General features: G+C 47.4%; 11 protein-coding genes and 1 pseudogene. 5 read left to right on the top strand and 7 right to left on the bottom strand.

Annotated features, from left to right (window positions below):
• Nucleotides 1-130 precede the first annotated feature (130 nt).
• Together DWY63_RS08090 and DWY63_RS18895 are read left to right on the top strand one after the other, a co-directional pair.
• Nucleotides 131-1030 (top strand): LysR family transcriptional regulator, encoded by a 900-nt coding sequence (locus DWY63_RS08090; protein ID WP_158568341.1) that lies wholly within the window; start codon nucleotides 131-133, stop codon nucleotides 1028-1030.
• Between the two features lie 101 nt (nucleotides 1031-1131).
• A pseudogene (locus tag DWY63_RS18895) lies at nucleotides 1132-1386 on the top strand (beta-galactosidase); the annotation flags it as partial.
• Between the two features lie 116 nt (nucleotides 1387-1502).
• Here the strand turns inward: DWY63_RS18895 and DWY63_RS08080 are convergent.
• The gene (locus tag DWY63_RS08080) at nucleotides 1503-2810 is read right to left on the bottom strand and encodes an O-acetylhomoserine aminocarboxypropyltransferase/cysteine synthase family protein (RefSeq protein ID WP_117510022.1); all 1308 of its coding nucleotides are present in this window, start codon (nucleotides 2808-2810) and stop codon (nucleotides 1503-1505) included.
• Nucleotides 2811-3168: 358 nt separating this feature from the next.
• On the opposite strand from DWY63_RS08080, the gene DWY63_RS19095 reads away from it, so the two are divergent.
• Entirely contained in the window at nucleotides 3169-3312 is a 144-nt protein-coding gene (locus DWY63_RS19095; RefSeq protein ID WP_416388132.1) for a DUF6783 domain-containing protein, read from the top strand.
• A 141-nt stretch (nucleotides 3313-3453) separates the two neighbouring features.
• Here the strand turns inward: DWY63_RS19095 and DWY63_RS08075 are convergent, their stop codons facing one another.
• The 5 genes from DWY63_RS08075 to DWY63_RS08055 form a co-directional block, all read right to left on the bottom strand.
• Nucleotides 3454-4362 (bottom strand): LysR family transcriptional regulator, encoded by a 909-nt coding sequence (locus DWY63_RS08075; RefSeq protein WP_117801830.1) that lies wholly within the window; start codon nucleotides 4360-4362, stop codon nucleotides 3454-3456.
• 122 nt (nucleotides 4363-4484) lie between these two features.
• Nucleotides 4485-5417 (bottom strand): cysteine synthase A, encoded by a 933-nt coding sequence (gene cysK / locus DWY63_RS08070; RefSeq protein WP_055226189.1) that lies wholly within the window; start codon nucleotides 5415-5417, stop codon nucleotides 4485-4487.
• A gap of 140 nt (nucleotides 5418-5557) precedes the next feature.
• Nucleotides 5558-6082, bottom strand: a complete 525-nt coding sequence (locus DWY63_RS08065; protein WP_117801829.1) for a spore maturation protein — start codon at nucleotides 6080-6082, stop codon at nucleotides 5558-5560.
• Nucleotides 6083-6158: 76 nt separating this feature from the next.
• Nucleotides 6159-8369, bottom strand: coding sequence for a glycoside hydrolase family 36 protein (locus tag DWY63_RS08060; RefSeq protein WP_117801828.1), 2211 nt, complete (start codon nucleotides 8367-8369; stop codon nucleotides 6159-6161).
• Between the two features lie 178 nt (nucleotides 8370-8547).
• Nucleotides 8548-11298 carry an alpha-mannosidase gene (locus DWY63_RS08055; RefSeq protein WP_117801827.1) on the bottom strand — a complete coding sequence of 917 codons (2751 nt, stop codon included), beginning with the start codon at nucleotides 11296-11298 and terminating at the stop codon, nucleotides 8548-8550.
• A gap of 291 nt (nucleotides 11299-11589) precedes the next feature.
• Here DWY63_RS08055 and DWY63_RS08050 point away from each other — a divergent pair, with 291 nt between their 5' ends.
• Nucleotides 11590-12735: a substrate-binding domain-containing protein gene (locus DWY63_RS08050; RefSeq protein WP_117801826.1), complete on the top strand. Its 1146-nt coding sequence runs from the start codon at nucleotides 11590-11592 to the stop codon at nucleotides 12733-12735.
• A 7-nt stretch (nucleotides 12736-12742) separates the two neighbouring features.
• On the opposite strand, the gene DWY63_RS08045 is transcribed toward DWY63_RS08050, so the two are convergent.
• Nucleotides 12743-13780 (bottom strand): MerR family transcriptional regulator, encoded by a 1038-nt coding sequence (locus DWY63_RS08045; RefSeq protein ID WP_158568340.1) that lies wholly within the window; start codon nucleotides 13778-13780, stop codon nucleotides 12743-12745.
• Between the two features lie 476 nt (nucleotides 13781-14256).
• Here DWY63_RS08045 and DWY63_RS08035 point away from each other — a divergent pair, with 476 nt between their 5' ends.
• Nucleotides 14257-15003 carry an SDR family NAD(P)-dependent oxidoreductase gene (locus tag DWY63_RS08035; RefSeq protein WP_199596439.1) on the top strand — a complete coding sequence of 249 codons (747 nt, stop codon included), beginning with the start codon at nucleotides 14257-14259 and terminating at the stop codon, nucleotides 15001-15003.
• Nucleotides 15004-15259 lie beyond the last annotated feature (256 nt).

Here is a 15259-nt window from a genome sequence, read left to right as displayed (position 1 = left end):
TCCCTGCTGCATGTTTTATCCTTTTTTATTTTAAAAAGAAACCTTTGTGGAATCAATTCGATCTGTGGTACAATTGTTTCCAGAATGGAATGAATGAAATAGAATGATTTTCAAAAGGAGGTTCTCTCTTATGACCATGGAACAGATCGACTTTTTTCTGATGACCGTCCGATGCGACACTTTTTTAGAAGCTGCAGAAAATCTTCATATCGCACAGTCCACGCTCTCGAAGCAGATCCAGAAGCTGGAATCCGAACTGAATCTCACCCTCTTCGACCGCACCCGCCGCCAGGCGGTTCTGACTCCGGCAGGCGAGCTGTTCTGCCAGGAAGCCTCAGAGCTCTCCCGCCAGTATCATCAGATGCTGCAGAAAATGCGCCACTTTAAAGAGTCGGAACGCCAGCCGCTCCGCGTCGGCTCTCTTCCGTTTCTGACGCAGTATCATCTCACCTCCCGCATCCGCGCTTTCGCACATACGCATCCGGAGGTTGAACTGATGCTGGAAGAGTGTGAAGAAAACGAGCTGATGGACGGTCTGCAGTCCGGTCGTTTTGATCTTGTCATTGCACGGGATTCCATGATTTCACCGCAGAAATATCACTTTGTACCTCTCGCAAAGGATCGTCTCTGTGTGATGCTCCCCATCGATCATCCGCTTGCAGAAAAATCTTCCCTGACAATCGCTGACATTGCCAGAGAACCTCTGATTCTTATGCATCCCTATACCTCGATTTATCAGCTCTGTATGCAACTATTTGAAAAGGCAGACCAAAAACCGCACATCCTGCGCACTGCCCGCCTGGAATCCATGATAAGCTCCGTGGAAGTCGGCGAAGCCTTAAGCCTGTTTGCCGGGAGTAACTTTGCATTGTTCCACCACCCAAACGTCACCGCCGTTCCTCTGCGCGACGCACCGCCTCTTGTGATCGGTGCCGCGTATCCGCTCAAAATGAAAGCATCAAAAAAGCCGGGAAATATCTCTGCACAGACGCTGAAATCATTTGTCTTTTTTATTCAAAATCCCGTATAAAAACACGCTTCTGGTGCTTTCAAACATGCCAGCGGCGTAACGCTGACGCAGCATGAGACAGACCTATGGTTAATAGCAGGCAAAAACAAAAATAGCTGGTAAAATGTCTGACGATCGCCGGAACCGATATTTACCATCCGACCCAGGATGATCTGACCGGTGTGGAAATCGCGTTTGGCGGTGATATGATTCGTTCTCTGAAAAACGACAACTATCTTGTTATGGAAACCGAGGCACAGGGATTTCCAGGATGGATGCCATACAAGGGCCAGCTCCGCCAGCAGGCTTACAGCCATCTTGCCTCCGGCGCGAACAGTGTGATGTACTGGCACTGGCATTCGATTCATAATACGCTCTGGCATCATAATTTCCCATGCGGTTTATCTAAGCCCAAAAAAGAAGCATGTTTGTTTTTTCAAACACGCTTCTTTTTTGTATGCTTTTTTATATTCTCTTTTGCTTTGTATCCTTTTTACTGAACTGCCTCAAATGCCTCATCCAGATCCTCGATGATATCGTCGATGTTCTCGGTACCGATGGAAAGACGGATGGTGTTTGGTTTGATTCCCTGATCCAGCAGTTCTTCCTCGGTGCACTGGCTGTGTGTAGTGGTTGCCGGATGGATCACCAGAGATTTTACGTCGGCAACGTTAGCCAGCAGGGAGAACAGCTCCAGATTGTCGATGAAATCTTTTGCTTTCTGTGCATCACCTTTGATTTCGAAGGTGAAGATGGAACCGCCGCCGTTCGGGAAGTATTTTGCGTACAGTGCCTGCTGCTCCGGATCATCGGATACAGACGGATGATGTACTTTTTCTACCTGTGGCTGGCTCTCCAGATATTTTACAACCTTCAGCGCGTTCTCTACATGACGCTCTACACGGAGAGACAGTGTCTCAAGTCCCTGCAGAAGCAGGAAGGAATTGAACGGAGAAAGCGTAGCTCCGGTATCACGAAGAAGGATCGCACGTACTTTTGTAACGAATGCAGCAGGTCCAACTGCTTTTGTGAAGCTGATGCCGTGGTAGCTCGGGTTTGGCTCGGTCAGGGATGCGAATTTGCCGGATCCCTCCCAGTCGAATTTACCGCTGTCTACGATCACACCGCCAAGGGTAGTTCCGTGACCGCCGATAAATTTAGTTGCGGAATGAACAACGATGTCTGCGCCGTACTCGATCGGACGAACGAGGTATGGAGTTGCGAAGGTATTATCGACAACCAGCGGAATTTTGTTCTCATGTGCAATTTTTGCAAGTGCTTCGATATCGACAACATCAGAGTTCGGGTTTCCGAGGGTCTCGATATAAATGGCTTTTGTGTTCTCCTGAACGGCTGCGCGAACCTCATCCAGATCGAATACATCAACAAATGTGGTGCTGATGCCGTACTGTGGAAGGGTGTGTGCCAGAAGGTTGTAGGAACCGCCATAGATGTTCTTTGCGGATACGATGTGGTCGCCCTTCTGAGCCAGGTTGATGATGGTGTAGTTGATAGCTGCTGCTCCGGAAGCTACGGCAAGTGCTGCAACGCCGCCCTCCAGTGCTGCCATTCTCTGCTCGAAAACGTCCTCGGTCGGGTTGGTTAGACGGCCGTAGATGTTTCCTGCATCCTGGAGTCCGAATCTTGCTGCCGCATGATCGGAGTTATTGAATACGAAAGAAGAGGTCTGATAGATCGGCACTGCTCTTGCTCCGGTTGCCGGATCCGGATTTTCCTGTCCTACGTGAAGCTGTAAGGTTTCAAATTTAAGATTTCTTTCTGCTCTTGTTTTTTTGCTCATGATTGTATTCTCCTGTTCTGTTTTTCGTTTTTCTATTTCTTTTCATGTTCGATTTTCTATTATTTATCGGAACCGGTTGCCATCTTGTTTTGTCCATGCTGCAATGCGGCTCCGTTTTCTTTCGGTTTTATCTGCTTACGCTGCAACACATGACATCATAGATCACAATTCGATTCTCTGCGAAAACTGCTCTCATTCACTTCGCTTCCTCTCGTTTTGGTGATATTTCCTATCTGTTTACAAGGATTATTATAGCGACAGTCTTCTGCTTTGTCCAATATAGAAAATTGATGGCTGGTTATAGGGTTTTCCTATAGCTATTCTTTATCGCCAATATTTTTTCTTCTGAAATTTCTATATCCAATCATGCTACATAAAACAAGATAACAAATGTAATTCATCTCCCACAAGATGGGACTCGCAGCTTGCGAAAAGCCTTTTTCAAACACACTCCAGAGAGTCAAAGCGGATATTCGCAATCCGCTTCGCTACTTGCTCATAACCGAATAGCTGCTTCGCAGCTTATCAGGAGTGGCTTGTACCACTCCTGATACAAGCAAGTCCCCACCCACTGCTTATTGCTTTTCGCAATGGAAGCAGGGGACTTACTTGATTCGGTTAAAGTCTTCTTGTTTCTCCTTTTTTACAGCACAAGCTCCTTATATTTCCGAATTTCTTCCAAATACTGCTGTCCCAGTGCGCTGATCGACATACTCTTCCTGGAAATATAACCGATCATCATGTTTTCCTCCGCGTGAAGCGGCACAGCGCGGTAGTCACTGCCGTTTAATTCCTCACAGATAATGCCGGAGCAGAGCGTATAGCCATTCAGTCCGACCATCAGATTCAGCATGGTCGCACGGTCATTTGCCTTAATGATTCTCTTATATTCATACGTCGAAAGCACTTCCTCTGCCAGGAAGAACGAATTGTTGCTTCCCTGATCAAAGGACAGGCACGGATATTCCTTTAGCTCCTCCATAGTGATCTCTGCCTGATCTGCAAGCGGATGATCCTTCCAGAGATAGACGTACGTTCCACAGGAAAACAGGTCGTGGAACTCAAGGTTATTGTCCTTCAGCAGCTTGTTCAGCACCTTCGCATTAAAGTCATTCCGATATAAGATCCCAAGCTCGCTCTTGAAGTTCTTTACATCCATCAGCACATCATACGTTCTCGTCTCATAAACCGCAAACTCGTACTCATCCATACCAAACTGCTTCACTAGCTCCACAAACGCCTTTACGGCAAAACTGTAATGCTGCATCGACACGCTGAATTTTTTCTTTCCCTTGGTGCGATAAATATAGCGGTTTTCGAGAAGCTGATACTGGTCTGTGACCTGACGTGCGTAACCCAGAAACTCCTCTCCCTCCGGGGTCAGTACTGTTCCGTGGCTGCTGCGCTTGAACAGCTCAATTCCGATCTCTTTTTCCAGCTCCTTGATTGCTTCAGAGAGACTCGGCTGTGAAATATAGAGTGCCTTTGCCGCCTCATTCATGGATCTGGAGTCTGCGGCCTGAATTACGTAGCGAAGCTGTTGTAGTGTCATAAGTAAAGTTCCCTTTCTGGTATAAATTAATATGCGAAACTGCCATTCGCGGTGGAGAGAAAATGCCGCGGATGGCAGTGTTCGCTGATATCTATTATTTTAAAATCTGAAGCTGTTCCCTTTTATTTGGCAAACAGGGCTGTGGAATAGTATCTGTCTCCGTTATCCGGCAGGAGCACAACGATGGTTTTGCCTTTATTTTCCTCTCGTTTTGCAAGCTGGATTGCTGCATACAGAGCTGCTCCGGAGGAAATTCCTGCGAGAATCGCTTCCTCGGCTGCCAGATATTTTCCGGTCTCGAAAGCATCCTCATTTTCTACCTTGATGATTTCATCGTAAATGCTGGTATTCAGAGTCTCCGGCACGAAACCTGCGCCGATTCCCTGGATTTTATGCGGTCCGGAAACACCCTCAGACAGTACCGGTGAGGATGCCGGCTCTACTGCTACAATTTTTACTTCCGGTTTTTTCTCTTTTAAATACTCACCCGTTCCGGTGATCGTTCCGCCAGTGCCGACACCAGCAACGAAGATGTCAACCTCTCCATCGGTATCTTCCCAGATCTCCGGTCCTGTTGTCTTTTTGTGGGTTGCCGGGTTTGCCGGGTTCACAAACTGGCCTGCGATAAAGCTGTTCGGAATCTCTTTGGCAAGCTCATCGGCTTTCTCGATTGCACCCTTCATTCCCTTCGTTCCATCGGTCAGAACAACTTCTGCGCCGTATGCTTTTACAATATTGCGGCGCTCCACACTCATTGTCTCCGGCATGGTAAGGATCATGCGATAGCCTTTTACGGTTGCTGCCGCTGCCAGTCCGATTCCGGTGTTTCCGGAAGTCGGCTCAATGATAACGGAACCTTCTTTTAAGAGACCTTTTGCTTCAGCATCCTCAATCATCGCTTTTGCAATACGGTCTTTTACGCTACCTGCCGGGTTAAAGGATTCTACCTTTGCGATCAGTTTCGCCTGCAGTCCTTCTTTTTCTTCAATTCTTTTCAACTCTACCAGCGGTGTCTTTCCCACAAGATCCAGAATGCTGTCATATACCTTTGCCATCGTTGATTTCCTCCTTACTTTTGCGCTCTTTTCTCTATTTCCTTATTTCCTATTGAGTTTGTATGTTTTAAGTTGGTTCCATCTTATTCCAGTTGGATGGAAATGTCAACACATTTCACTGGTATGATTAGAAAAAATCCTTACACTCCCTTTGCCAGGGCAATACTGACCGCCATTCCGACAAGAGAAGAGAACAAGGCGCCCGCCAATGTGTACCGTGTTTTTTTGATCTGCACCGCGCCAAAATAGACTGCCATGGTATAAAAAACCGTCTCCGTGCACGACATCATAATCGATGCCGCCCGTCCGGCAAAGGAGTCACAGCCCGCCTCTTTGTAGAGATCCAGCAGAAGACCCACCGCCGCGCTGTTGGAAAAGAGACGCACAACACCGAGCGGTACCAGCGCAGACGGGATTCCCGCCGGTTCCAGCACGGTTCCAAGCAGTTTTCCAAATTCCTCCAGAAATCCCGATGACCGCAGAACACCGACCGCTGCCATCAGCCCGATCAGAGTCGGCACAATACCGATCACTGTCCGCATGCCGTCCTTCGCCCCGTTCAGAAAATCGCCGAACACATCCTGTTTCATCAAAAGCCCCAGTCCGACCACATAAAAAATCAGCACGGGAACCATCAGATCTGAAAGCGCCGAAAGAAAACGCAAAAAATCCCCTCCCCAGAAAAATCCTATCAGATACACTCCGATACAATTTATTCCGCGGGCGGGGATTTATGTAATTTTATTTCCCTTTAATCTGAAACAGACGCGCCATATATGTCTCCGGGAAGTGAATCTGCAGCGTCTTACTGTAGTCATCGTAATGGAACACATCACCGCATGCTTTCGGGTAAATGCAGGAAAACTCCAGCTCTTTCCCTGGGAATGCCCGGTTCAGCGGAACTTCAAAATCAGCCTCTCCGCCGCGTCTCCACACACCAAGATAAATTACATCTCCCGGCACACGGATTCCGGCTGCGAGGTGTTTTTCTTCATTGTCTGCCCATCCCATCGGCCAGAACGGAACGCCGTCCTTGATGCCGCTGCGGATCTCTTTGTAGCAGTCAATTCCCTCTTTTACAAGTTCAAACCGCTCCGGCGAAATTTCTGCGAGATGGCCGCTTTGGTGAATACGAAGCAGCAGCGCATTGACCATATTGAAAATAACTTCCTCTTTTGTGCCGTCCCGCAGCGGATATGACCAGATCGCCGCCTGCTCCGGCGTCACGCCGATGGCTGCATTCGCCGAAATCGTCGCATAATTGCGGTAATCCTCCTGATCGCTCGTCGACTGAATGCTGTTTCGCGCCAGCATCGCATAGTCCATCCGAAGACCGCCGCTCGAGCAGTTCTCAATGACAAGATCCGGATACTTTTTGTAGATGCCATCCAGCCATGCCAGATACGCTCTCTCATGCTCCAGAAGACCGTCTCCAAAACTGTCTGCATCCACTTCCGTACCAATACCAGGCTCAATATTGTAGTCCATCTTGATATAGCCGACACCGTAGTCCCGTACCACACGGTCGATGACTTCGGTCACATGCTCAATCACAAGCGGATGACGGAAATCCAGCTGATAACGGCTTCTGTCATACACACGCTTGCCGTGGCGCAGGAAGAAGCACTCATCCGGCAGAATGGAAGCCTTCTTACAGTTGATACCCATAACCTCCAGCTCCAGCCAGACACCAGGAATCATGCCCTTCGAACGAATATAATCCGTCACCTCACGCACTCCATTCGGAAAGCGCTTTTTACTCTCCTGCCACTCACCGACACTGTCCCACCAGTTGCCGTCCGCATACCAGCCGGCATCAATGACAAAATACTCACATCCGGCCTTCTCTGCCGCATCCACCAGCGGGAACTCTTTTTCTGTGGTCGGATCTCCAAACAGACAATTCATATAATCATTGAAAATAACCGGCAGATTTTCATTATCTTTGTTCGGACGGCGGATCTTTCTGCGGTACTTCGTCAAAGTACCAATCGCTTCCTCGAAATCATCATGACCTACGCCGACAGCCACCGGAACCGTTGTAAAGGAATCTCCCGGCTTCAGGTTCTTCGACCAGTGTGACTGAATCTCTGTCGGACCGCTCACCGCCAGATAAAAATGGCAGTTCTGATCTCCGATCTCATAATGCCAGGAACCACTGTGGTCAATTTCAAAAAACAGACTCGAATCTGCCACACTGTTTCCAATATATCCCATCGGCACATATTCCTTCGCCGACCAGTTGCCCGTATTCGTAATCTCAATCGTCTTCGAAGTTCTCTGATAATTATGCGGCTGCGTCTGCGCCATGCCAAGATCTGCAAACCGGTACTTCTTCACCGTCAGCTCCTTCTGCCATCCATTGTGAACCACAACCATCGACATCTTGTCATCCGAGCTGACAAGCTCTGGAATTCCCTCTTTCTGTTCCTTCTCAATACCCCAGTAACTAAAACTCGAAATGTACTCCAGTGTCTGGTCTTCCTTTCCTTCGTTCGTCACTGTATTGTACATTCTCGCAACCGGAATCCCATCAAAAAACTGCATCACAGACTCCACCTTCGCGCCCGTCACATCATCCGACTGCACAATCCGAAGCAGATCCCCGTTCTCATTTCTCTCCTCGGAAATGGAATCAAACTTCAGCATAAATCCCGGAGCCGTCACAATATACTTATTTCCATGCTTCTCATACGGCCGGTTATACCCCGAAAAATTCACCTGCACCAGCTGGAAGCTCTCCTTAATCTGAGCTTCCCGCATTCCTTCCATCATCCACACTCCATCCGGCTTCCGGCAAAGATTCTCCGCGTCAAACGGTGCATGTGAAAAATGAAACAGCTTCAGCTGATTCTCTTCCGTCACCCCAAACACAATATGAATTCCATTCACATCATAACAAATCAGCTCTGCCTTGATCGGGGTCTCAATCCTGCTCGTCCATTTCTGCATCTTAAAAACCCTCCTTTGGAAATTTTTCTCATATTTCCAGCATATAACTTGTCCCCTCTAAAGTCCAGCACATTCTTGCTTTTTCCATCCTATTCTTTTCAACCATCTTGCGCCGATCCGCCCTTCAGGCGGATCCAGACTTTCCTCCCGTTCTCACTCCCAGCTCACGCGCCAGCCGTTATTTCACAACCCCAAATGTCGCAATCTCAAACTCCCGGAGTGTCACATGATACACCCCGTTCTCATCCGGGCAAAGTACCTCACCCTTCTCTTCCACTACATTACTGCGGTAAACCTCTTTCATCCAGCTCTCCTTTCGGAAGGAAAACACCTCATCCTGCGGCATATTGTTCACAAACCGCACAAACAGATCGTCCTTTGCAAGTCCCTTCTTAAACGCCGTCAGATGAATTCCTTCCCCTTCAAAGCGGAGGAAGCTCATTTCCAGCGGCATCTCGCCCGATACGAGTTCCGGTTTTACCTGACCCGGCTTTCTGAGCCATGCTTTCGAAAGACCGGCCTGTGCTGCTGTCAGATCCTGCTGGAATGCGTAACCCTCGGTAAATGCCTCGCCCGTCTTACCGGCTGCATACGGCACAACTTCAAACTCCAGGGTAAACGTTCCGATCTGCTGCGCCTTTGGCGTCGGGAAATAACCCCAGTCACCCATCTCCGCAACGGAGCGAAGCAGCGTTACCGCAATCGCATTCTCCTCATCCGCCAGAACCTCATATTCATACAATCCGCGGTTTGCCACAAGAAGACCATTTGTCTCATCTTCCATTGCAGCAAAACACTGCTGTCTTTCACATCCGCAGGGATTCGTCCAGGTATCATTATGACGGTTATTTCTCTTTACAACCTCAAAGGCAGAATCTGCCAAATGCGTAGACGTATTCAGACCCGTCGGCATTACAACGCGGACTCTGTGATCCTTTGCCTGATTACAGATCGTCGTTGCGACATGCAGACCTTTTCCCGATTTTTCCAGTGTCAGAACCGTCTTTACTTCCATCGGAACCAGTTCTTTCGAACGGTTTGCCACACGCGTATATGGGTCAATACACATCTCACGCTGTCTCTGCAGTTTCTCTCCCATACCGGACGGAATCATCATTTCGTGACAGATCTCAACTACCGTGCGGAATGCATTTTTCTCCACACAGCGAATCTCAGCTTTCATGCCTTTCGTTGTGATTGTCTGTTTTCCAGAGTCCTGAATATAAATATATTCATTTCCCATATCTCCGGTATCTTCATAGAATCCCAGATTTTCATACGTTCTTCCGGTTTCCTTATTCAGAATCTGGTAGGAACCGTCCTCATTGACCGTAACTTTCAGGTTTTCATTTTCCAGAACGCGCTCATTCGCAAAATCTGCAGAGGTTTCCTGGTTCTGATCCGGCTCTGCCTGCTCCAGATAATATGTTGCATATCCCATCGCCGGAACTTCTGCCTCAAACGTTACCAGCACCTTCTTTGCCATATATGGCTGACGGAACCGGTCATCCGGCAGATCATATCCGAAGGAAATTCCTGCATTTTCGATTTTTGCCGGAACTGCATTTCCGTTTGCATCGCGAAGCACCAGATTTGGCATTTCTACCGCCTCGGCCGCCTCATAACCATCCCATACAAACAGATTGTAATCGCGGAACAGATGCAGTTCTTTTGCAATGACCTGTTTTTTCGCGGTGCCAGAAGTATTCCATACAACGAACGGAATCTTTTCACTGTTTCCAGGAAGTGCCGCGGTATTCACCTGATCGGTCAGGTATTCTACACTCTCATCGTAAATCGCATCCGCCACCTGTCTGCTCTTCGCAAAGCGGGTTTTCATTTCTTCATTTACTTCATCGACGCTGCAGCCGCAGATGCTGTCATGCGGATGATTCTGCATCAGCTTTTTCCAGCTGTAAATCATCTGGTCTTCCGGGTATGCTTTGCCAAGCACCTCTGCCATGGCTGCCGCCGGTTCTGCTTTCCGCTCCAGCGCTGTTTCGCCGGCACGGTTGTCCACTTTCAGTCCCATCCAGGAAGAAGCGGTGTTTGCCAGAGTCCATCTTCCGTCTGTTTCCTGACTTGTCAGCTCGCCCTTTACCGTAGAGAAATTCTCGGAAATTTCTTTTTCCATTGCCTTTACATAGGTTTTGAAATCCGAATGAATAAATTCAATGTCCGGGTATAGTTTCCGTGCGACACGGATTGCCTCGGTAATGTCCTTCTGCAATGGCTGATGGTCGCATCCGTTCATCATCAGAAGCTGATGTGTTGCCGCAAATTTTCTCGCATCGGCCAGTTTTTTGTCCCAGTAAACTTTTGCTTCTGCCTCATCCACCGGAATCTCCACTCCGTTGTTATACCAGTTTGCAAACAGAATACCCGGCAGTTTCGTTCCGTCCGGGGATGCCCACATCATTTCGGAATACGTGGACTCATACTGTCCTCCGGTTACCTCATTATTCGGTCCGATCGGTTTTACACCGCGTCCGAACACAACCGCATCCATGCCCGCCTGCTTCAGCACCTGCGGCATCTGTCCCGCATTTCCGAATGCATCCGGGAAATAACCGACATTTCCGATCGCTCCGTAACGCGCTGCTTCCTGCATGCCGACCTGAAGATTGCGGACACATGCCTCACCGCTGGTCAGAAACTCATCCTGCAGAATGTACCACGGGCCAGTCTGGATTTTTCCTTCACGGACGCATTTTTCCACCTGCTCGCGTTTTTCCGGGCGCACTTCCAGGTAATCGTCCAGGGCAATCGTCTGTCCATCCAGGAAAAATCCACCAAATTCCGGATCGTTCTCTGCTTTTTCCAAAATATTGTCTACCAGCTCAATCAGTTTCATTCTGTGTTTTTCAAAAGACTGATACCACTCTCTGTCCCAGTGGGAATGGGAAATAATATGAACAGTTGTTTTCATGATGTGTTTCCTCCTGTTATAAAAATGATTTTCAAACTTAAAACTCTTTCTATATTAAGTCTTGTTCCTGTATTGCCGTGTTGATTTGATATATCATATCATAAAAAAACGCAATGCTTCTGTCAAGTATTTCTACGTTTTTCCATGATTTTATATCATTTTCTTTTTATTTGATATATCATTTTTAGTTTGACTTATCTTTTTCCCGAGATTATAATACAAAGCAAGTCGATATCACACTTTTACAAATACAGTTGTCACCAATCATACTATTTGAGGAATTTTACAGACATGGATAGAAATAAAAGAATAACGAAACCCAAATATGAAATCATCAAAGAAGCTCTTTTAGAGCGCATCCGCACCGGACAGTTTTCTTCCGATGCCGTGTTCTGCACGGAAAAAATGCTCTCGGAGCAATATGAGGTAAGCCGCATCACAGCAAAGCGGGCGATTGAAGATCTGGAACAGCAGGGAATCCTGTATCGAAAACGCGGCGTCGGAAGCTTTGTCTCGCAGAAAATCCCACCGGTTTCCTCCTCCGCATCAGAAAACGACAGCAAATCAAAAATGGTTTCCCTGCTGCTTCCCTTTGCCACAACACAGGGAAACATTTCGGAAACGATTGGTTCCTTAAGTGCCGCACTGGCCGAAAAAGGATACTTTTTAAGCATTCATATCACCGGCTCTTCCTCTCCGAAGGAACGTACGACACTGGAACTGCTCCGTTCTCAGAACATCGCCGGACTTGTCTACTATCCCAAGCGTGACAATATCCACCTGGAACAGTTAAACGATTTCCTGTTTGCAAACCGCCCGGTTGTCATCATCGACAAGCAGACCGACTGTCCGTATTTAAACAATGTTGTCTGCGACAATTACGATGGCGGACGGCAGCTCACCCGCCACCTTCTGGAACAAGGGCATCGCAACATCGCCTTTTTCACAACAGCTCCCCTTTCCGAAACCTCGTCGGTCCGTGATCGTTTCGGCGGATTTTTGCACGAAATAAAAGCCGCCGGAATCATGCCCGATTCCCGGCAGCTTATCACCTGGCCACATGCACTTTCTACAGAAGATGCCCTTTCAACAGAAATCACACCTTTTCAACAGCAGCTCCTTACCCTGCGGCAAAATGGAATTACTGCACTTCTCGCAGAAAATGATCAGGTTGCCGAACTCATCTTTCTCGCCTGCCGTACCATTGGCCTTAGGATTCCGGAAGATCTCTGCCTCTGTGGTTTTGATGACACGAGTCTCAGCCGGAGTCTTGAAATTACCTCTATTCATCAGGACTTTGAAAGCATCGGACGGGAAGCCAGCCGGATTCTCCTTTCCGCACTGGAAAACCCTGCGGCGGAACCGGAAAAAATTGTACTGCCGGTGACACTTGTTCCCCGGGCATCCTCGCTTCGAATGATAAAAACAGAATCCTAAAACCAGATCATTTTTCATCTGAATTTTCTTCCAGAAATTTTCGGATCTTCTCTGGCGGCAGCAATGCATAAATACTTTTATGGAATGTTGCCGCCACTTCCAGTTCTCCGTAATATCCTGTACGCACATCACAATTTCCCTGGAATGCCTCCCGCAGTGTCGCATTCAGCGCTGCTCCCTCATCACTGTCCATAAAATCTTTCAGCATCCGGCAGCAGGTGTGCGTGTTTTCATAATAGCGGCGGTATGCCGGATGAAATTCCCGCATCCATCCGCTCACGGATACACAGAACAACGCCGTCGGATGGATCACCGGCTGATAAAAAAGACGCCATTTTTCCTGCTGTACCGGATCTGCCGCAAATGCAAGCAAAGAAACTTTCAGCTCTTCCACAAAACCCGGATAATCTTCCTCCGTCAGAGAGATAATTTTCTGATTGCGCAGATACTGGTTGATATTCGTCGCATCAATCTGCTCCGGAGAAATGTACTGTAAATAACGGGACATCATTTTCAAATCCGTACCTGCGTGCTCAATCGTATGCTGTGTGATTTTCTGCCACAAAAACTGCTGATATTCCGTAACCGGCGTATCCAGATATGCCATCCACAAATACTGTGCCAGCAGCCGGGCATCCCGGGATTCCATCTGATTCCGGGTAGGATCTTCCGGGCAAAAATCGGTATCTGCAAGCATCCCCGCAAGCTGTTCAAGCGACTGGCACACAGGAAGCTGTCCGCTCAGACGATCCATTTCGCTGATCGTCTGCTGAATGGTAAGCATCTGCGACTGGAGTGCATTCAGCTGTTTATGCAGATAAAATGGTGTTGTGCGCGGCTTGTGAAGAATCGCGCGGATATCCGCCAGTGAAAGTCCTGCCTCGCGCAGCTTGCGGATGATAAAAAGTTTTTGAATATCTGCTTCTGAAAAATCATGGTAACCGTTATGTTCATCAACAACAGGCGAGATCATCTTCTGATCGATATAATAATAAACCGTCCTCCTGGACAATCCTGTTTTTTTGATTACTTCCTGAATCCTCATTGTTGCACCCCGTTTTTCCTTTTGTCCAGTCATTCCCCCGCATTCTGACCGTTTCTCTTTTTTTCACTCTTTTTCTTTCTGTTTTTCCGCTTTTTTTCGTTTTGATTTTATAAAAGCATACACCTGGTGTATACTTTTGTTTCCTATTATATCCTGTTTTCCCTCAAAAAGCCACGTAACAATTCTCTTTTTCCATAGAAATCTTCTGCTTTTGAGAAAAGAATGCTGTTTATTTCTGAAAAAATTTGCATTGACTGTCCACCAACGATATCCCGTATAGTAAAGGAAAAGATTTGCAACAAAATTTAAGAGAAAGGAAATATCCCGTTTTTTGTATTCTCCAAAACGAATCGTCATTCAGAGTCAAATGATTTTTCATGCAAAATTCATTTTTCTCCGAATCGTTAAAAAAATAAAAACTACAGCCTGCATAATCAGTTTTCATTGATACGAAAAAACGGGATCGGGTGAATGGTATGATGTTAAAAGATAAAGTTGCAATTGTTACCGGCGGAACCAGAGGAATCGGCTATGCCATTGTGCACAAATTTCTGCAGAACGGCGCGAAAGTCGTCCTGTTCGGATCCCGGGAAGAGACCGTTGCAAAAGCGGTTGCATCTTTAAAAGAAGAAAACCCGGACTGGGAAGTTTCCGGTGCATGGCCAAAGCTGACCGATGCAGCTGCCATGGTAGATGAGATCAACAAAGTCAAAGAAAAATACGGCAAAATCGATATTCTTGTGAACAACGCCGGTGTCTCAGACAGTACGCCAATTGACAAGTATACCGCAGAGCGCTTTGCCAGTGTCATGGATCTAAATGTCAACGCCATGATGAACGGCATCCTTCCAACCGTTGCTATTATGAAAGAACAGGGCGGCGGCTGTATTTTAAATACCAGCTCAATGGTCAGCATCTGCGGCCAGCCGGGCGGCGTTGCCTATCCATCCAGTAAATATGCGGTCAACGGTCTGACCTGGTCCCTCGCACGGGAACTTGGTCCTTTCCATATCCGTGTAAACGCGGTTGCACCTGGCATCACCCGTACCGATATGGTTGCCGCACTTCCAAAAGAAATGATTGATCCACTCATCAACCGCATTCCTCTTCGAAGAATTGGTGAGGCAGAAGACATTGCAAACGCATTCCTCTTCCTGGCAAGCGATATGGCTTCGTATGTAACCGGAGAAATTCTTTCCGTGGATGGTGCGATGAGATCCTGATTTATTTTTCATCCAGTTGTACACCATTTTCTGATTTTGAGGTTATCTGCGTAAAATCTATAGTTTTATGATAGAAAAAATCCTGCAAGACGTTAAACTATCTCTCAATCTTCCGCTTTCCATTTTGAAGATTGGGAGGCAGTTCATGTCCCACAGGATTTTTTCCTATATAGCAGCAGATATTCTCAATCCGATTCGCTGCTTATTGTTTTTCACCATGGAAGCAAGGGACTTCCTTGATTTGGTTAAATCATAT

The organism is Blautia sp. AF26-2 (assembly GCF_003460955.1).
GTDB classification, from domain to species: domain Bacteria; phylum Bacillota; class Clostridia; order Lachnospirales; family Lachnospiraceae; genus Fusicatenibacter; species Fusicatenibacter saccharivorans.
This window is presented reverse-complemented; position numbering and strand designations above follow the sequence as displayed.

What these genes read in the sequence shown, in the direction of transcription:
- DWY63_RS08055 (WP_117801827.1), bottom strand. Translation starts at nt 11,298, where the DNA reads ATGAAAACAACTGTTCATATTATTTCCCATTCCCACTGGGACAGAGAG.
- DWY63_RS08035 (WP_199596439.1), top strand. Translation starts at nt 14,257, where the DNA reads ATGATGTTAAAAGATAAAGTTGCAATTGTTACCGGCGGAACCAGAGGA.
- DWY63_RS08090 (WP_158568341.1), top strand. Translation starts at nt 131, where the DNA reads ATGACCATGGAACAGATCGACTTTTTTCTGATGACCGTCCGATGCGAC.
- DWY63_RS08050 (WP_117801826.1), top strand. Translation starts at nt 11,590, where the DNA reads ATGGATAGAAATAAAAGAATAACGAAACCCAAATATGAAATCATCAAA.
- DWY63_RS08045 (WP_158568340.1), bottom strand. Translation starts at nt 13,780, where the DNA reads ATGAGGATTCAGGAAGTAATCAAAAAAACAGGATTGTCCAGGAGGACG.
- DWY63_RS08060 (WP_117801828.1), bottom strand. Translation starts at nt 8,369, where the DNA reads ATGCAGAAATGGACGAGCAGGATTGAGACCCCGATCAAGGCAGAGCTG.
- cysK (WP_055226189.1), bottom strand. Translation starts at nt 5,417, where the DNA reads ATGGCAAAGGTATATGACAGCATTCTGGATCTTGTGGGAAAGACACCG.
- DWY63_RS08075 (WP_117801830.1), bottom strand. Translation starts at nt 4,362, where the DNA reads ATGACACTACAACAGCTTCGCTACGTAATTCAGGCCGCAGACTCCAGA.
- DWY63_RS08080 (WP_117510022.1), bottom strand. Translation starts at nt 2,810, where the DNA reads ATGAGCAAAAAAACAAGAGCAGAAAGAAATCTTAAATTTGAAACCTTA.